This window comes from Paenibacillus sp. PDC88, from assembly GCF_900106725.1.
Taxonomy (GTDB): domain Bacteria; phylum Bacillota; class Bacilli; order Paenibacillales; family Paenibacillaceae; genus Paenibacillus; species Paenibacillus shunpengii.
In genome coordinates this window covers 77,348-95,177 of record NZ_FNNT01000008.1, presented here as the reverse complement: position 1 = coordinate 95,177, position 17,830 = coordinate 77,348, and the positions used below count along the sequence as shown (strand labels likewise).

At 45.4% G+C, this 17,830-nt stretch carries 16 protein-coding genes; 6 read left to right on the top strand and 10 right to left on the bottom strand.

Annotated features, from left to right (window positions below):
* Positions 1-64: 64 nt before the first annotated feature.
* The gene (locus tag BLW49_RS21725) at positions 65-1,765 is read left to right on the top strand and encodes a CPBP family intramembrane glutamic endopeptidase (protein WP_090726850.1); all 1,701 of its coding nucleotides are present in this window, start codon (positions 65-67) and stop codon (positions 1,763-1,765) included.
* Here BLW49_RS21725 and uvrC read toward each other — a convergent pair.
* Together uvrC and trxA are read right to left on the bottom strand one after the other, a co-directional pair.
* Entirely contained in the window at positions 1,734-3,719 is a 1,986-nt protein-coding gene (uvrC, locus tag BLW49_RS21720) for an excinuclease ABC subunit UvrC (RefSeq protein WP_090726848.1), read from the bottom strand. The genes BLW49_RS21725 and uvrC overlap by 32 nt on opposite strands.
* A 257-nt stretch (positions 3,720-3,976) precedes the next feature.
* Positions 3,977-4,291, bottom strand: coding sequence for a thioredoxin (gene trxA, locus BLW49_RS21715; RefSeq protein ID WP_047913576.1), 315 nt, complete (start codon positions 4,289-4,291; stop codon positions 3,977-3,979).
* 229 nt (positions 4,292-4,520) lie between these two features.
* Here trxA and BLW49_RS21710 point away from each other — a divergent pair, with 229 nt between their 5' ends.
* Complete coding sequence (locus BLW49_RS21710; RefSeq protein ID WP_090726846.1) at positions 4,521-4,679, top strand: YqzM family protein; 159 nt, start codon at positions 4,521-4,523, stop codon at positions 4,677-4,679.
* Positions 4,680-4,794: 115 nt separating this feature from the next.
* On the opposite strand, the gene dnaI is transcribed toward BLW49_RS21710, so the two are convergent.
* The 3 genes from dnaI to BLW49_RS21695 form a co-directional block, all read right to left on the bottom strand.
* Complete coding sequence (gene dnaI / locus BLW49_RS21705; protein WP_076315040.1) at positions 4,795-5,748, bottom strand: primosomal protein DnaI; 954 nt, start codon at positions 5,746-5,748, stop codon at positions 4,795-4,797.
* A 59-nt stretch (positions 5,749-5,807) separates the two neighbouring features.
* Positions 5,808-7,337 carry a replication initiation and membrane attachment family protein gene (locus BLW49_RS21700; RefSeq protein WP_076315039.1) on the bottom strand — a complete coding sequence of 510 codons (1,530 nt, stop codon included), beginning with the start codon at positions 7,335-7,337 and terminating at the stop codon, positions 5,808-5,810.
* 266 nt (positions 7,338-7,603) lie between these two features.
* Positions 7,604-7,933 (bottom strand): YuiB family protein, encoded by a 330-nt coding sequence (locus BLW49_RS21695; protein ID WP_371264608.1) that lies wholly within the window; start codon positions 7,931-7,933, stop codon positions 7,604-7,606.
* 314 nt (positions 7,934-8,247) lie between these two features.
* Here BLW49_RS21695 and hemQ point away from each other — a divergent pair, with 314 nt between their 5' ends.
* Complete coding sequence (gene hemQ / locus BLW49_RS21690) at positions 8,248-8,991, top strand: hydrogen peroxide-dependent heme synthase (RefSeq protein ID WP_076315038.1); 744 nt, start codon at positions 8,248-8,250, stop codon at positions 8,989-8,991.
* A 66-nt stretch (positions 8,992-9,057) separates the two neighbouring features.
* On the opposite strand, the gene BLW49_RS21685 is transcribed toward hemQ, so the two are convergent.
* A complete protein-coding gene (locus tag BLW49_RS21685) occupies positions 9,058-9,312 on the bottom strand; it encodes a hypothetical protein (protein ID WP_076315037.1) in 255 nt (84 codons plus the stop codon).
* 3 nt (positions 9,313-9,315) lie between these two features.
* A complete protein-coding gene (locus BLW49_RS21680; protein WP_076315036.1) occupies positions 9,316-10,506 on the bottom strand; it encodes an NAD(P)/FAD-dependent oxidoreductase in 1,191 nt (396 codons plus the stop codon).
* Between the two features lie 582 nt (positions 10,507-11,088).
* Here BLW49_RS21680 and BLW49_RS21675 point away from each other — a divergent pair.
* On the top strand, positions 11,089-12,090 hold the full coding sequence (locus BLW49_RS21675; RefSeq protein WP_076315035.1) for an NAD(P)/FAD-dependent oxidoreductase: 1,002 nt from the start codon (positions 11,089-11,091) through the stop codon (positions 12,088-12,090).
* A gap of 348 nt (positions 12,091-12,438) precedes the next feature.
* Here BLW49_RS21675 and BLW49_RS21670 read toward each other — a convergent pair whose 3' ends face one another.
* A complete protein-coding gene (locus BLW49_RS21670; protein WP_090726845.1) occupies positions 12,439-12,582 on the bottom strand; it encodes a sporulation histidine kinase inhibitor Sda in 144 nt (47 codons plus the stop codon).
* Positions 12,583-12,853: 271 nt separating this feature from the next.
* Positions 12,854-13,513, bottom strand: a complete 660-nt coding sequence (locus BLW49_RS21665) for a YheC/YheD family protein (protein WP_090726844.1) — start codon at positions 13,511-13,513, stop codon at positions 12,854-12,856.
* Between the two features lie 179 nt (positions 13,514-13,692).
* Between BLW49_RS21665 and BLW49_RS21660 the strand changes: the two genes are divergently transcribed.
* Positions 13,693-13,896 (top strand): hypothetical protein, encoded by a 204-nt coding sequence (locus BLW49_RS21660; RefSeq protein ID WP_090726841.1) that lies wholly within the window; start codon positions 13,693-13,695, stop codon positions 13,894-13,896.
* 240 nt (positions 13,897-14,136) lie between these two features.
* Complete coding sequence (locus tag BLW49_RS21655) at positions 14,137-15,660, top strand: Ppx/GppA phosphatase family protein (protein ID WP_090726840.1); 1,524 nt, start codon at positions 14,137-14,139, stop codon at positions 15,658-15,660.
* On the opposite strand, the gene ppk1 is transcribed toward BLW49_RS21655, so the two are convergent.
* A complete protein-coding gene (gene ppk1, locus BLW49_RS21650) occupies positions 15,620-17,716 on the bottom strand; it encodes a polyphosphate kinase 1 (RefSeq protein ID WP_090726838.1) in 2,097 nt (698 codons plus the stop codon). The two genes, BLW49_RS21655 and ppk1, sit on opposite strands and share 41 nt — an antisense overlap.
* Between the last annotated feature and the right edge of the window lie 114 nt (positions 17,717-17,830).

The window sequence follows — 17,830 nt, the reverse complement described above, 5'->3', positions numbered from 1 at the left end:
GACAGCGGCATATGCTATCTTTACTGTAAGCTGAACAATCTCAAGTAAGAATGGAGGAATGACATTGAATCGACCAGGGCAGCCTTTAGTGCTCAAACCGAACTACAGCTTGCTCGGGGTGCTCGCGGCCATCGGCCTGATCTTGTTTTTTATTTTCCAGATATTGCCGGGAACGTCAATGCAATCTACTGAACAGCAGACAGCAAAGGTAATCAGCAAAGAGGAAGCATACCAAGCTGCGGTTCAATATGCCGAGCGTGAACTCGGGCTAAACGATAAAATTATGTTTGAGGATGTATTAGTTACATACCAGTCACGTTCCGAATTATACGGCTATCTGGCTAATCAGAAGCTGCTTGAGCAGTACGACAAAGAATTTGAGCAACAATATCCGTATGATGTATATCGGGTAAGACTCCCCGATCAAGACTCAGGAGGCTATCTAAATGTAGATATTCACATGAATACCGCGAAGCCTGTATCCTATATCCGGGAATTGCCTGATTCCGATTATACGACGAATGAACTGGTGCCTGAATCGGAAGGAAGAGCCGCATTGCTTCGGTTATCCGAAGGCGGAATTTCACTGGAAGATAAAGTGAGTCTTGCTGTCCCTGTTCTATCCGAATTGGGCTATGACGTAAGCGCACTAGAGCTTGAAACGACCGAAGCAGATCCCGGTCTGGTCTATGCAGATCACAGTAAGGAGCTCGGAGAAAGTACGCTGAAGCTTCATTTCACTTTTGAAAATGACGATATTCGATCATTCGAACCCGAGTTCTCTGTACCTGCCGATCACACAGCATATGTAGAGAAGGAAACGTCCAGAGCCAACCTAATGACGCTTGCAGGCTATGGATTATTCACCTTGCTGCTTGGTGTACTCGCTATCGTGTACAGTGTACTGACAAGAGCCTATACCTCATTCAAAAGAGGAATCTGGTTATCCATTCTGTATTTCCTGTTCTCCATGATTGGTACGATCAACTTGCTGCCAACATTCCAGGCGGAAGGTTATTCTACCCTTATGCTTGTCATCTTGTTTGGAATCCAAACGTTATTTACACTGGCGATGACCGCTCTTGTATACTTCTCTCTGGTTGCTGGGAACGGGCTCTGGCGGAAAGACGGCTACAATCTATGGGGACGGGCCAAGGAGCCTGGATATGGCCGCTATGTGCTTCACAGCATGTATTCGGGTTACCTATGGGCATTTATACTACTTGGATTGCAGTCCGTCATCTTCTTCGTGCTTGAAAAAGGACTCGGCGTATGGTCTACAACAGATGCCAGCCAGTCCCCTTATAACATGGTCTATCCGTGGCTTATGCCTATTCTTGCCTGGATGGCCGGCATTGGGGAAGAAGCCGTTTACCGTTTGTTCGGTATCCGAATCTTCAAGAAGATGGTACGAAGCACGGTCTTGGCCGCAGTGATTACGTCTCTCATCTGGGCATTCGGTCATACGCTGTATCCGATCTATCCTGTCATCACAAGACCGATTGAACTCACGATTATCGGCCTTGTATTCAGCTTCATTATGATCAAATATGGCTTCGTCACTGCTGTATTCAGCCATGTCATCTTTAACAGCATTCTCATGGGTATCAGCTTGCTCGCCATGCAGGATGCCGTAAATGTAGCTGCCGGAGTATTCTGGATGGTGCTTCCTGCCATCGTGGGTTACGTCATCTACCGTTTTCATTTGGGAACAAAAAAAGAGAAGCCGATATTTACGGCTCCTCATCCTGAAGAGAGTCAATAATAGTTTGGGCGAGCTTATCGCCAATGGATAGAGGCCGGAAGTCTTCAATGCTGGCCTCTTTAATTTTGCGCAGAGATCCGAAATGCTTAAGCAGCATCTTGCGTCGTTTCTCGCCAATACCCGGTATGGCATCCAGACGGGATACAACCATCGATTTGCCGCGCTGCTCGCGGTGAAATGTGATGGCGAAGCGGTGAACCTCCTCCTGAATTCGCTGAAGCAGGTAGAACTCCTGACTGTCCCGAGGCAGCTGAATAACTTCGAACGTATCTCCAATCATAAGCTGCGACGTTTTATGCTTCGCATCCTTCACGAGCCCGCACACGGGAATATACAACCCCAGTTCATTGTGAAGAACATCCAGCGCTGAGGATATCTGACCACGCCCCCCATCGACGATGATCAGATCGGGCTGGGTCAAATTCTCTTTGAGCACACGCTCATACCTGCGGCGAATGACTTCACGCATCGTTTCATAATCATCCGGCCCTTTAACAGATCGAATCTTGTACTTGCGATACTCTTTTTTCTCTGCCTTACCGTCAATAAATACGACCATCGCAGATACTGGATTTGCTCCTTGAATATTGGAGTTATCGAAGGCTTCAATACGGCGAAGAGAGGATAGTCCAAGCGCTTCTCCCAAACGCTGCGCGGCCTTTGAAGTGCGCTCCTCTGTCCGCTCAATCAAACGGAATTTCTCATCGAGAGATACCTTCGCATTCTCCGTGGCCATGGAGACCATTTGACGCTTCAAGCCCCGCTTCGGAATGAGAACTTTGATATCCAGCCATTCTTGAAGCAGTCCTGCTGCACTGACGGGATCATCAATTCCGCTCGACTCATGATCACCTGATGCCGTCTCGTCAGGAATTGGAACGGTCTCCTCCTCCTGCTCATTCTCCTCTAAACTATAAGCTTGTGCCTGCTCATGCGCTTCGTCTGCTTCCTGAGTCTGCTGAAGCTGCATGTTCTCTTCCTCAGGCAGCATAGGGAGAAGTATTTCCTTCGGCAAGGCCGGATTATCGCTGTAATACTGGGTTACAAAAGATATAAAGTCCGCATACGCATCTCCGTAAAAAGGAAACGAGGTGGAATGACGCTCAATCATCTTGCCCTGGCGTATATAAAGAATCTGTACACTCATCCAGCCTTTATCTATCGCAAAGCCGAAGACATCCCGGTCCTTGGTATCGGCGGTCGTGATCTTCTGCTTCTCCATCAGGGCATCGATCGCAATGATCTGATCGCGCAGCTCCTTAGCCCGTTCAAAGTATAGATCCTCTGCCGCCTCCTCCATCTTCTTCTGGAGATCCTTCTTGATCTCCTCGTGACCTCCGCTTAGGAAGGAAGCAATCTCTGTGCTAATCCCTTCATAGGTCTCTTTGCCAATCTCTTTGACACAAGGTGCCAAGCATTGACCCATATGATAGTACAAGCATACTTCCTTCGGCATAACTCCGCATTTACGCAGCGGATACATTCGGTCAAGCAGCTTCTTCGTCTGATGGGCTGCATAGGAATTCGGATATGGACCGAAATACTTTGCCTTGTCCTTCAGCACCCGGCGAGTGACCTCCAGCTTCGGATGTCGCTCATTCGTTATTTTCAAATAGGGAAAGGTCTTGTCATCCTTAAGCAGTACATTGTAACGCGGCTGATGCTTCTTGATTAGATTCAGCTCCAGCAGAAGCGCCTCTTTGTTACTGCTCGTAACGATGTATTCAAAATCACGGATATCCGCAACAAGCCGCTGCGTCTTCCCGTTATGGCTTCCCGTAAAATAGGAGCGCACCCGATTCTTCAGCACCTTCGCTTTCCCGACGTAGATGATCTTCCCCTGATCATTCTTCATCAGATAACAGCCAGGCAGATCGGGCAGCAGCGCCAGCTTGTGTCTGATCTGCTCCAGCGCCTTCTCCTGTTCATGAATATGGCTCAGATGTGATTCCATCTTCCTTCGTTCCCCCTCCCTGACAAACTGTATTATTAGATCTATATATAAACGGTAAATGGAAGTCTTAAAAAGTAAAAAGGTCTGAAAAAGGGATCAAACAACGAATGCATGTTCCCTATGTTATAGTATAACTTCTTTCTTCGTACGATCAAGTGCTATCCTATCCTGTATTCTTCGTCCAAACCGCAAAAACCATGAAAAAACGCCCCAGGCTGCAATGCCGGAGGCGTTATCATCTTCATTTCTTAAGCCGATTAGTGCTTGGAAATCAGATTTTTCAGGTTTTCCTTAGAGTTCAAACCAACCACTTTATCAACAGGCTGACCGTCTTTGAACAGGATCAGTGTAGGAATGCTCATTACACCGAAACGGGAAGCCGATTCAGGGTTCTCATCCACATTTACTTTAGCGATCTTTACATCATCGCCTACTTCACCAGCAAGCTCTTCCAGAATAGGAGCAAGCATTTTACAAGGACCGCACCAAGGCGCCCAGAAATCTACAAGAACCGTACCTGTGCCTTCAACCTCAGTGTTAAAGGATTGATCGGATACATTAACAATAGCCATGAATTATGTCCTCCTTATATATACTGCGTAGTTATTATTAAACTTCATATCGTTCTGGTAAACGATTGAGTTCATTATAGCACAACGACTCCCGTAAGGAAATACATGCATATGCATATATTTTGCGAATTCTTTACAAATGTTTCCGTATTCACGAAATCTTTACAAGTACTTCCTATAGTGGGTATACTTATATTGTTTTAGTACGTAAACAGAGGAGGGCAGCATCATGGAACCAAACATTGTGAGACCGTACGATCCAAGGTCCCATGTGAACGAAGAACCGCGTAACGATCTCTTCGATCTCATTGGCGGATTCGTCGGCATGTTCGTGCTGATGACCGTTATCTTTTTTGGAATGGTGATCATTAAGTTCCTGATGGCGTAGGCTTTCAAGTAGAAAGCCGCATGACCCAAGCCAAAGTCTGATTCGCCCGCTGTGACGGGATGATCAGGCTTTGTTTATTGTGCCCGATATTTATGATTTCATCAGCTCCATAACGTTACCGTTGTTTTCCACGCTGATTGTCTCCACGTACAGGAACCACGTCTACAAAAGGACGAATTCGGTCCATTAAGCGTTGCCCCTTATGCCGTTCTTCCCCGTCCTTGCTCGTAAAGCTCAGATGCTGTTCCAGGCTGTCCAGATTATAATTTGAAGTATAGAACGTCGGCTTGCGGTTCATCCGATAGTTCAGAATTGAACCCAGTACATGATCTCGTACCCAAGGGCTTAAGTTCTCTGCACCGATGTCATCAAATATGAGCAGATCGCAGTTCTTAAGCATTTCTGTCGTTTCCTTCAGCTTCTGCCCATCTTGAAACATGGATTTCAGATCCTCTACAAAGTCAGGCATATACACAATGACGCCAGTGAACCCTTCAAGCGCCAGCTCATGCAGCAAATATCCCATAAGGAATGTCTTTCCTGTTCCAAAAGAGCCTTCGAGATACAATCCATGCGGTGAAAGCCCGTTCTGCTTCGCTTCATTGACGTAACGGAACACCTGGTTCACGGCAGGGGCCCGCTGCAGATCTTTTCTTAAAATTTCGGCAACATTATACCCCTCGCTCAGAGCACGTTCATCCACATAGAAGCTCTGAATCCGCTCCTTGACCTTTTTCTTGTGCATCGCTGCAAGCTGCAGGTTGCAGGGGGTTTTTTTATCTATAATTTCAGGCTCTCCGTTAAAATGCTCCACGGACAATTTCGAATAATGTCCTTCGAAGTCATTCGGACAATTCGCAAGACCTGGGCAGTTCGCACAATTACTGCTGTCTTTGGCATACTGAAAAAACTTGGATAATGAGAGCATAAACCGGGTGTCATCGACCTCAGGGTTCTCTTCCAAGAACCGGCGAACGGAAGGATCAGCCTTCAGCTTGTCCGCAATGGCATGAGACTGTTGACGAAACGACGGATTCATCTGCTGTAATATTTGTCCTAGCGGTCCCATCCTTGGTTAATGCCCTCCTTTCTTGATTTAGAATATATATGCTGAAATTCATTTCTTGGTTAACGGAGTGATTTCTTCGCCTGCATTTCCTCGGCAAAACGAATCATCTCTTCAAGCTCCTCTTCAGTAACCGAAGCCCCGTCTCCTGTATCTTGAACAATAGGAATGTCCGGCTTAAGTTTTGCCTGCTGTGATGCATAGCCTCTCGTGCGCCCAGGTCGTTGAGCCTTCTCGTTCGTTTTATCCTTGCTGCCTTTGACCTTCGACTGGTCACGAATATACTGTACTGCTTTTTCATAAGTATTGACCTGCTTAAGCAGCATATTGGAAGCAATGGCTTCCACAAAATTACGATTAATACGCTGTTCACTCCCGGACACCAGCAAGGTCATTAGATAATGAATCAATACATTAATGACTTCGCCCGGAAGCTTATAGCTGAGGTCTACCTTTTCGAATATGTCAATAAGATTGTCGGGAACCGAACCTGGGAAAAAGGTTTGCAGTAAACGCAAATAGGGTTCGTTACGCAGCATCATATTGTACTGATGTATATCACATTTAGAAGAGAATTGAGGAGGTACTTCCAAATAATATTCCATCTCTACCCCATGCTCGACTGGAGGCTCGTCTGGCTGCTTGCTCTCAAGTGCCTGGCGCATGCTAACCACCTTAGCCGCATGGATGGATCTCTCTTCTTTCCGCTTCTTCCCTTGCCTGAACATGCTGCTGGCCAGCTCCTGCAGACGATCCAGTATAATCTCCCCACGGGTGTTAAATACGTCGTCCTCATCTAGCAATCGGCACACATCCTGAATCCCCAGGTCATATTTGTGCACAACATAATTCACAAGGCCAAGCTGATCCGGTTCAAATCGGAGCTGCTCGACATAACGCCGATTGGCAGATTCACGCGGGAAGCGCAAAATAATATCCGCATAGTTCAGCTGGTCATTCTCAGGCACAGCCGGCATACTTGCTTCAGATCTAGCACTCGACATTTCGGATAATGCCTGCTCAAGCTCATAATCAATGACATGCGTATTCAGCTCAAATATATCGTAAAACGGGACAGAGATATTCTCCTTGTTCGCTGATGGTAATCCTGCTTCCTCAGCATCTTCAGTCCAAATCTGCGATCTCAGTGCAAGGACTGCGAACTTGCCAATCTTATCTCTCAGCAGCAGCGTCAGATGCTGGGTCCGGAAAAATTCACCGGGAGACAAGGGAGGATACAGCTCATACTCATAGGTATATTCATCTGTCTCAGGTATATAAACTCGGGAAGTCTGAAGCAGCCCTACGGCTTCAAGCTTGGAGGTTTGCTCCATCAAATACTTGCGTCCTTTATCACTGGGTTCAAGTCCCAGCGCCAGGAACAGCTTGCGCTGCTGCTCCATTGTGGAGTAGCCGATTTGATCTGCTCTGACATGCTGGAATAACAGCCTGTACAAGCTGATCGCAAAGGCCCCCGCCATGGGCTGATATGCGGAGCTGAGCATCCGTTCGTCCAGGCTGCTAAGTCCAAACTCGCGGAAAACGCAGTATCGATGATTCTCGGTAAAGTGCAGCATGTTCTTCATGCGCATCGCTCATTTCTCCTTCTTCCGAATAATAATGTTTCTCTATTCTATCATAAAAGGCGGCCGCTTAAATCTTCAAAAATAGCCAATTTCCCTGCTTAATCTTTCCGCTATTTCATCTTATACGACATTAATCGACCATTCTTCTATTTTGAAAGCCACGGTTTACTATTGTACTCTATCACTCTATGAAAAGTGAACCCCTGATATGACAAAAGAGCCCCTTTCTTCATCCAGAAAGAGGCGTCCTTCAATAAGTATCCAGTTAATTACTAAAACATTCGATATCCACCAAGTCTCAGCTTCTTAATGGTCCATCCGCTCATCACGGCACCTACAAGTCCAGCAATCCCTGTTAAATAATCCACTAGCCGATATGTACCGAGATGTGCCCCTAGGCTCATGCTTGCCTGATCCCACATACTGAAGATCACAACAGGAATCAGCACGATGACAAACAAATAAGAAGGAAACCACGTTGTCTTCATCAGCATATTTAAAATGAAACCGATCCCAAACATCATGACAAAAAATAAAACCATGAGAACAAGCACAGGTAAAATCTGCATCCGTTCACCTTCCCCCTCTTTCTGCCAGTTCATGTATGCAAACCCATAATAGATAATCATTAGTTTAACTCAAATGAGAGGTACAGGCAATGAGATCGCCTCCAAAAATACAGGTGTTACCGTTCTCAAAAAATGAAATGAACAGGCTTTCGCCCAATTGTTCAAATTATGAGCATTTTGTTAAAACGGTGCACTTAATGAGATCTTCATTTGCCCAGCCGCTTTACGCTTTGATACAATAAAGCTGTATGCACCAGAATCAATGTCATAAAAGGGATTATGACATTGATTCACAACAAATGAAAAATTCTTTTACAATAAATATTCCAATCAGGAGTGATAAACAGATGAGCGAAGCGGCTTTAACTCTCGAGGGCTGGTATGCCCTTCATGATTTCAGATCGATCAACTGGGCGGCATGGCGTGCTGCTGACGATGAGACCCGTGCGGTTGCCACAGATGAATTACAGGAATTTCTTAATGCCTGGGCAGCGGATGAGGAATCCGGCAAAGGAAGCTCTACCGTATATACTGTAGTAGGTCAAAAAGCGGACTTTGTCATGATGCATCTGCGTGAAACGCTGGAGGATCTGAATGCGATCGAGAATGCATTTAACAAAACAACGTTTGCCCAATTTACGACGAAATCCTATTCTTATGTCAGCGTAGTTGAGCTTAGCAACTATCTGGGCAAAGATGAAGATCCGATGCAGAATCCACAGATTGTTGCACGTCTGAAGCCGGTACTTCCGAAGAATCAATACATTTGCTTCTATCCAATGAACAAAAAACGCGATCTCAGTGACAACTGGTACATGCTGCCGATGGACGAGCGCAAATCCATGATGAGAAGTCACGGTATGATCGGCCGCAGCTATGCGGGCAAAGTAAAGCAAATCATTACGGGCTCTGTCGGCTTCGATGACTGGGAGTGGGGAGTAACGTTGTTCTCGGACGATGCTCTTCAATTCAAGAAGCTGGTCTATGAAATGCGTTTTGATGAAGTCAGCGCACGTTACGGGGAATTTGGTTCCTTCTATGTAGGAAGCCTTCTGACACAGGAGTCATTTGAAGCAATGCTGAAGCTGTAAGCTTACACAAAGAGGATGTACTGCGGATCAACCTGCAGCACATCCTCTTTTTTGGGTAACAATGCTTTAATCCTCATCTTCCTCTTCGAGCCTTTTCAGTGACTCCAGGAACTCTGCCGTTGCACGGTCCCGGTCCCTGCTCTTCTCCTTCAATCGCTCGATAGCCGGCAGAATAAGAATGTCAACTTCCTTCTGAACAATATAAGATAGATCATAGCGGTCTTGTTCTTCCAAATAGCTGCCTACTTCCATCAGTGCATTATACCGATTGAGTTCATCTCTAGTGAGCAGCCCGCGTACTTGAACACTGCAATGTCTCATAAGTTAAAAGAACCTTCCTTTTTGGATGACGAGCGGGATTCCGCCGATCTTATATAAGTATCTGATATCTACTGCTTTTTTGAGCTGAGCAGCCTTCCAGCCTTTCCATTTCTTCCCGTTCACAACAGCGATTGCTTCGCCCTTGCCAAGTGAAGCTACCGTTCCTTTATGATTAAATCTGAATTTTTCCAGCGATTTGCCACGGATCAGCAAAGAAATGTTCTTAGCACAATTGACCCCTTGCTGCATCGCCATCTGCGCTGTAGGCGGGTAAGGACGACCCTCTGCACTCATAATGAGAGAGCTGTCTCCAATGATGAATATGTTATCGAAGCCCGGCGCCCGCAAATATTCATCAACGGCTACACGTCCTCGTGTGACCTCAAAGCCAGCCTGCTCCACCAGCCTGTTGCCCCTGATGCCCCCGGTCCATACGACCGTGGAAGCTTCAATGTGTTCCCCGTCTCCGATAATAACACCCTCAGGCAGACATTCTTTAATAGGAACACCTATACGCAGCGATACTCCCTTGTTCTTCAGCACTTTCATCGCATATTCGACCAGCTCTTTATCAAAGCCTGGAAGGGCCGTTGGGGCTGCCTCAACATTATAGAGGTGTACAACCCCTGGATCGACATCAAACTCCTTACACAGGCGTGGAAGACGGTCAGCAAGCTCAGATACAAACTCTACCCCGCTAAAGCCCGCACCGCCCACTACAAAATTCATCCTGCTGGCCTTGCTGTCATTTTTATAGCATGCAAATTGATATTCAATATGCTCCCGAATCAGCCTTACTGAATTAATGCTGCGAATCGTCAAAGCGTGCTCTCTCATCCCGGGAATTCCGAATGTCTCCGGTTCACCTCCGAGACCAATAACTAAGACATCGTATGACAAGGTACCATCTTCCAATATTACTTTTTTCTCATGCGGCCTAATATCTTTGACAGCCGATTTCACAAGATCAATCTTGAATTCATCAATCAATTTGGAAATAGGCACTCTTGCATGCTCAATCGAGTCCGTCCCTGCGGCCGGCATATGAAGATGTGTCGTAATATAATGGTAGTCATGCCGATTTACGAGTGTAACGTCTGCTTCGTTATAATTCAGTTCCTTTTGAAGTCGCTGCGCGGTCAATATACCCCCGTAGCCTGCGCCAAGGATGACAATCTTAGGAATGCTGCTCATGCGCTTACCCCTCCGATATTGTTTCAACTTCTATAGAAGGAACCAAAGTCAATATTATCAGGTTATAATAAGTAAATCTTCATAACAACTGAATCGATTTCATCCTATTAGTCCGCTCTATATTTATGGCCCATTCTTCCCCTGAAACGTACAAGTTCGCTATGGGCTCCTTATCCATCCAGCTGTATACATCCACCTTCGCATAACGTGCTAAAAAGAGGGTGTAATTCAATTCCTATTCATTAAAACGACAGCTTATGTCATTCGGTTGCAAAACTATTTAAAATAAGCCTAAAACCTTTAAAAATCAAGTTATTTTTTCATGCAACAAAAATGATAGCGATACGTATCAAAAATAGCAAGTGAAAATATAATCGTTTTCTGGGTGAAAATTATAGGAAAAGTTGTATATTGTTCTTTGCAACGAGCAAGAGTAGTGTCTATAATTGATAATGACTATCAAATAGAAGGACTAATGGACATATTACTTCCATTTACCCATTGGTCTATGAATCGAAATTCGTGGGATTTGAATCCGTGACGATATTGATTCGAATAAAACATGAAAGGTGTGTTTTACAGGTGACGACCCCAGATTCCACACAAGATATAACTGATTTGCTCATCATCGGCGGCGGTCCCGCTGGGATGTTTGCTGCATTTTACGGAGGTATGCGCCAGGCTTCGGTCAAAATCGTCGAAAGCATGCCTCAGCTCGGCGGACAGCTTGCCGCCTTGTATCCGGAGAAATACATCTACGATGTTGCTGGATTTCCAAAGATTACGGCTGGCGATCTCGTTGGCAATCTGCTGGAGCAAATGAAACGCTTCGATACCGATATCCGTCTGGAGGAGAAGGTACTTTCTGTTGAAAAGAAAGAAGAGCGGCATTTTATCGTAACGACAGATAAAGACGTTCATCATGCCAAAGCCGTTATTATTACAGCAGGTGTGGGCGCATTCGAGCCTCGCAGACTGGATCTTGAAGGAGCGAGCAAATTCGAACAAACGAACCTGCACTATTTTGTAAGTGATCTGCAGCGCTTTGCCGGCAAGAAGGTGCTCATCAGCGGAGGCGGAGATTCTGCAGTAGATTGGGCGCTTATGCTAGAGCCAATTGCAGAGCAGGTCACCCTGATTCACCGCCGCGATAAATTCCGTGCGCATGAGCACAGTGTAGAGAACCTTATGGCTTCCAAAGTGAATGTAGTTACACCAGTAGAGATTACCGAGCTTCATGGTGAAGACCGTATCACGAAGGTAACGCTCTCTCATGTCAAAACAAAAGAAACACAAGAAATTGAAGTTGACGATGTCATTGTAAACTTTGGATTCATCTCCTCTTTAGGTCCGATTGCCGAGTGGGGCATCGAGATTAACAGCAACTCCATCGTAGTTGACACACGTATGGAGACAAGTATTCCGGGAATCTTTGCTGCCGGTGATATTACAACCTATGAAGGTAAGCTGAAGCTGATTGCTGTTGGATTCGGCGAAGCACCGACTGCAGTTAATAACGCCAAGGTCTATGTGGACCCAAGCGCGAAGCTGTCCCCTGGCCATAGCAGCAATATGAAGCTGTAAGCGATAAATGAATAATATTGCAACAAAAAAGGGTATCTTACTCCTGAAACTAATCTCAGGAGTGGATACCCTTTGTCATATGTATGCCCAATATGTAACGGTCTAGATTCCGCACCCGTTTTACTATGTCCCAACTGCCATCAAGAAACCGTAGATTGCGGACTGCAGGAAGATTACGCAGGACCTTACAGTCCCTATGTCGCATCTTCCCACGCTCAAACGATACCAGCAGCCGCCAATCAATGCTTACACTTGATGCATTGTCCTCATTGTCTGACGGAATTCTCATATGCAGCTGATACTTGGTACGTGCCTGGAAGGATCTGACCGTCCACAAATCGAGGATTTCTAGTGCAGAACGGCAGATACGTCGGTATGCAATCTACGTTTGTGGATTTCTTCTAACAATAATGCTATGAAATCGACATCAAGCTGAAGCTCGATTGCCATATGGTAAGAATCGAGCAGCGTCTCATCTGAGAGCATAGCCATGTGTCCGACACAACCTTTCCTATTTATTCCTCAAAGCTATCATATCAGAGAATAAAAAGTAGAACAAGCGTTCTTGATATCCACATCCACTTGTGGAAATCCTGTGTATAAATTGTTAATAATTATGATAAATCTATATTTTTGGCAAGTGGATTATGTGGATAATATTTATACACAGGTCATTTCTTCTGAAAACCTTATCAAAAATTTTTTTTCGAGAACTATTAAATTTTGATAGAATGAAGAGAAAGCAGCATTCCATAAAGAGCAATTATTGAGGTCTTGTATTGACTTCCAGAATCCAGATCTTACCTGAGTGGTCAAGTCCATAATCAAAGCCCAATTGTCCGATTCCCGGGAACCTTTCTTCTAAGATGGCTGTACAAACAAGTGTTAAATTCCGCATCTCCTGCTGCTTTGACCGAGCACTGATATGGGGAAGTGATTGCTGTAACGCCAGCCGTCCTTTAATCAGGGTTCCTCCCTTGCATACATTCGTTATCACAAGGCCGGGTCGTGCTAGTCTTCCAAGCATTGCCGTGATCTTCCAGCCCGCCTCTTTCTTGACGAATTTGACACGATAATCGATCGGTCTGCCTCCGATCTGAGCCAGCTCAATTCCACGTTGTATTAGATAGCTTCTTCTCTTCTTTGCTCTCAAAAGCGAGGCATACATAAGATCAAAATTCGAAAACGTCAGTCGGCGCGACAATTTGGTGTATGAATAACCTGTCTGCTCTTGCTTGACACGAATGACACCGGCTCCCCCGCCTCCATGGACGGGCTTAACAAATACCATTCCGTATTTTTGTAACATATTTTTCAGATGCTGCTTGGTAAACAAGCAGGTTTCTGGGATATGATTAGCAACAGAGGCATTGCTCAGGAGCACTTGTGTTTTTAACCACTTACTTCCGATCGTCAAGCTCATTTTCTTCCTTCTCCCCTCTATTAAGATTTCAGGATGAACTTAAGCGTGGTATATACTACATATATATTGGCGGAAGTCTTGCTTCTCTTGTATGTATGCCTTTGTAGAGAGCCTGTTTTGGTTAAACTTATAGAAACATTGCAAGCAGATTATAACCCTGGAAGGGAGCACTAACTAAAGTGGTACAATTAATTGAAAGTCTATACGGGGTCGCTTATTTTGCCATCGTTCTCGTACTTGTTGCTGTAACGATCCTTACTTTCGTGACAGGCATTAAATTTATTCGTGACAAGAAACACATCGGGTTTGGAATCGGCTGTATCGTATTCTCTCTCATCTTTACAGGGATTTTCATCAGTGTCATTGAGTTCATTACTTCGTAATGCAATCAACCAAGTTTTACAAAATATCCGCTTTCTCCTATCTGGAGAAGCGGTTTTTTTGTTTATGCTGTCTGTTTAAGCTGTTACAATATAGTACATATATTTAGACATAGGCTTTATACATAACCTGGCACTGATTCGTTCGAGTATATATGTATCTAATAAGCGATAGGATGGTATTAATCCAATATCCGAATAGGAATCACCTGGGAGTCTCACAAAAAGGAGTGGCTTGCTGACATGAATCATCGAATTGGCATCATTGATATTGGATCGAACTCGATTCGACTCGTTATATACGAAGTACTTCATTCGGGAGAGCATAGGGTTCTCCATGAGAAAAAATATGCAGCCAGACTCAGTCAAAGAGTGAGTCCTGACGGCACCATCACCAAAGAAAATATAGATACAATCATTCCCGTTCTGCTGAGCTATCAGGATATCTGTTCAGCATACGATGTCTTACATATTCGGGCAGCTGCGACTGCAGCCATTCGAAATGCTGCAAATAGTGAAGAAATTACAGCCTGGATTAGAGCGGCGACCGGACTTACCGTGGAGCTTATTTCCGGTGAGGACGAAGGACGGCTTGGATTTCTCGGTGTGCGAGAATCCATTCCTCTTCAGGACGGATATATCATTGATATCGGAGGAGGAAGCACAGAGATCACACTATTCCTTAACCGGGAGTATCGAGCAAGCCTATCGATCCCCTACGGTGCGGTAAATTCTCATGCACGTTATGGCACAGCCGATTACTGGCGTTCAGAAACCGTGCAAGGATTCAAACACTCCATTCTTACCGCCTTGAAAGATGAGGACTGGCTGCTCGCGCATCCAAATCTTCCGCTGGTCGGTCTAGGTGGGACCGTTCGTGCCTTGGCAAAAATGGTTCAGAAGAGACAAGCCTATTCCCTTCCGCTTATGCACGGCTACATGATAAGCAAGGAAGAAATTCAATCCTTCTATGACACACTTCCATATATTCCATATGATCAGCGTAAGAAGACCCCTGGCTTATCCAAGGATCGAACCGATCTGATCATTCCTGGTGTGATCCTGCTGCAGACGATCTACGAGCTATTAAGGTCTACCCATTATGTTGTGAGCGGAGCAGGACTTCGTGACGGGCTGTTCTATGAGCCGCTTCATCGGCAATTCCCTCAGTTTATGGATCAGGATGTCTTGTACAAGAGTGTCCACAATGCTCTTGCCTTTGATTCACTTGCACCGCAGGAGGAGCTTGATCAAGTCTACAGCCTAATGAAGCGGCTTCACACTACACTTATAGGCCAAGGACAGACACAGGATGAGCGCATCATTTATGCTGTGTCCATGCTTTACAGAATAGGAGAGCGGGTACATCATCACCGGGCAAGCTCCCATTCCATGTATTGGCTCATGAACAAAGGCATGTGGGGACTCAGTCATCGAGAAACGGTCATCTCTGCAATGATCTGTGATTACCATAAGAACCGTACGCCAAAGCAAATCCAAGATCATTTGGATATACTGACACCAGCTGATGTGGATAAAATACACCAAATCGGCTCCCTTCTTAAACTCGCCCGAGCTCTGTACAGTGGAGGAAAAGCGATCCACAGGGTAGATATGCAAAAAACAGACGACGCCCTGCACCTGCAGTTAAACTGCAGCAGGGAGCCGTCTGTGGAACGGGTGGAGCTAGCGGAGGTTAAGAAAGATATTGAGAAGGCTTGGAAGCTTAGCTTGAAATGGTCTCTTTCTCTTTCTTCCACGTGTTGATCTTAAGTGCTTCAAATTGACTTCTCAGGCTCGGCTCATCATTCGTAACAGGAACATAATTCCCGTTCGATAGAAGGAGCCGGGCCTTCACATTGTCTTGTAACGACAATTCTAGTATATTGACGATCGTTTGCTTAAGCTGTGGATCATGTACTGGACACATCAGCTCAATCCGGCGATTTAGATTTCGAGTCATCCAATCCGCACTGGATAAGTAGACCTCTGGGTCTTTATGGTTCTGAAAATAAAAAATACGTGAATGCTCAAGAAACCGGTCAACGATACTGATGACCTGAATATTCTCGCTGAGTCCTTCTATTCCGGGACGAAGACAGCATACACCTCTAACGATCAGCTGAATCTTGACTCCTGCCTGTGAAGCAGCGTAAAGCTCGTCAATCAGCTCCTGGTTGGACAGGGAATTGATCTTGGCGATAATTTGAGCTGGTTTACCCTGAGCTGCATTCTCTGCTTCTCTGCGTATCATCTCAAACAGCCTTGATTTCAGTCCAGCTGGTGCAATATGAAGCTGCTGCAAGCCCTGAGCTGCGGAATACCCCGTAATTTCGTTAAATACCTCAGAAGCATCCTCACCGATCTGCGGATCTGAAGTGAGGAGTCCGATATCTGTATACACCCGTGCTGTACTCGCATTATAGTTGCCCGTGCCTACATGGACGTATCTCTTGAGCATATTTTGCTCTTTTCGAACGACAAGGATGATCTTGGCATGTGTCTTCAGTCCGACAAGGCCGTATACAACATGACAGCCCGCCTTCTCCAGCTTCCTCGCCCAAGCGATGTTTCGCTCTTCATCAAATCTTGCCTTCAGCTCGACAACAACCGTCACCTGCTTGCCCATCTCAGCTGCATGAGCAAGTGCCGGAATCAGTCTGGAATCTCCATTTACCCGATATAAGGTCATCTTGATTGCCATGACCTGCGGGTCCTCTGATGCCTCTTCTACAAAATCCGTAACCGCATCAAAAGACTCATATGGATGGTACAGCAATACGTCCTGTCTTCGCAAAATGCGGAACAGGCTTTCCTCCGTATTGAAGATATCTGGATAAACAGGCTTGATGCCGGGATATTTCAAATGGGTATATCCTTCGAGCTGATCCACAAATCCGCTTAGAAATCCAAGATCCATCGGCCCTTGAATTTCGAAGATTTCATCGGAGCCTATCGAGAATTCTTCCTGTAAATATTCAAGTGCATACGGATGAATTCCCTGCTCCACCTCAAGACGTACAGGCGCACCTCTTCTGCGTCTTCTCAGCTCTTTTTCAATCTCTTCGAGCAGATCCTCTGCTTCTTCCTCATTGATGTACAAGTCTGAATTCCGTGTTAGTCTAAAGCCATGAACGGCTTCTGGGATGTACCCGCTGAACAAAGATTGAATATGATGTTTTATCAGTTCTTCAATTCGTATGAATGATTTCTTCTTGCTATTAGACCGCAGCGGAACTGAGATAACACGCGGAATATTGGAAGGAACCTGTACAATCGCAAAATAATGATCATTCGCTTCCTTGCTATCTTCCTTGCGCAAAACTACGGCCAAATACACATATTTATGGTGTACGAGTGGAAAAGGCCTGCTGGAGTCTACAGCCATCGGTGTCAGTACCGGAAATACAATATCGTGAAAATATTGCTCCATTGCTTTTTGCTGGGTTGCATTCAGGTCCGTATATTCCATAAATACGATCCCCTTTTTACTCAGTTGTCTCAGCAAATCGCGGTATGAACGATACTGCTCACTGACCATTTTCATCGTTCGTTTCATCAGTCGTCGATATAGACCTGTTGCCGTGTACCCGGTAAAGTCCTTTTTCGTCAAGCCAGCCTTAATCTTCTCTCTGGTCTCTGCAACACGCACGCTCATAAACTCATCCAGGTTGGTCGTTACAATGGATAGGAAGCGGACGCGTTCCAGCAGGGGTGTATCCGGGCTTTGTGCTTCTTCAAGTACTCTTCTGTTGAATTCCAGCCAGCTTAAATCCCGATTCAGATATGGGTTCATGTCGTGATTATAATTCTCCTTTTTCATACTTCCCTCACTCATGAAGTGTATTGTTCGAAGCCTGATTGAGCTTACTCACTTTTTCTAAAGAGTTATCCATTTTTATTGTAAACTCTTTGTGTAAACGCAATGTAAAATCAC

Bases quoted from the DNA above. Each gene is read 5' to 3' on its own strand.
- uvrC (WP_090726848.1), bottom strand. From the start codon at position 3,719: ATGGAATCACATCTGAGCCATATTCATGAACAGGAGAAGGCGCTGGAG.
- trxA (WP_047913576.1), bottom strand. From the start codon at position 4,291: ATGGCTATTGTTAATGTATCCGATCAATCCTTTAACACTGAGGTTGAA.
- BLW49_RS21710 (WP_090726846.1), top strand. From the start codon at position 4,521: ATGGAACCAAACATTGTGAGACCGTACGATCCAAGGTCCCATGTGAAC.
- dnaI (WP_076315040.1), bottom strand. From the start codon at position 5,748: ATGGGACCGCTAGGACAAATATTACAGCAGATGAATCCGTCGTTTCGT.
- BLW49_RS21700 (WP_076315039.1), bottom strand. From the start codon at position 7,337: ATGCGCATGAAGAACATGCTGCACTTTACCGAGAATCATCGATACTGC.
- BLW49_RS21695 (WP_371264608.1), bottom strand. From the start codon at position 7,933: ATGAACTGGCAGAAAGAGGGGGAAGGTGAACGGATGCAGATTTTACCT.
- hemQ (WP_076315038.1), top strand. From the start codon at position 8,248: ATGAGCGAAGCGGCTTTAACTCTCGAGGGCTGGTATGCCCTTCATGAT.
- BLW49_RS21685 (WP_076315037.1), bottom strand. From the start codon at position 9,312: ATGAGACATTGCAGTGTTCAAGTACGCGGGCTGCTCACTAGAGATGAA.
- BLW49_RS21680 (WP_076315036.1), bottom strand. From the start codon at position 10,506: ATGAGCAGCATTCCTAAGATTGTCATCCTTGGCGCAGGCTACGGGGGT.
- BLW49_RS21670 (WP_090726845.1), bottom strand. From the start codon at position 12,582: ATGGCTATGCTCTCAGATGAGACGCTGCTCGATTCTTACCATATGGCA.
- BLW49_RS21665 (WP_090726844.1), bottom strand. From the start codon at position 13,513: ATGAGCTTGACGATCGGAAGTAAGTGGTTAAAAACACAAGTGCTCCTG.
- BLW49_RS21655 (WP_090726840.1), top strand. From the start codon at position 14,137: ATGAATCATCGAATTGGCATCATTGATATTGGATCGAACTCGATTCGA.
- ppk1 (WP_090726838.1), bottom strand. From the start codon at position 17,716: ATGAAAAAGGAGAATTATAATCACGACATGAACCCATATCTGAATCGG.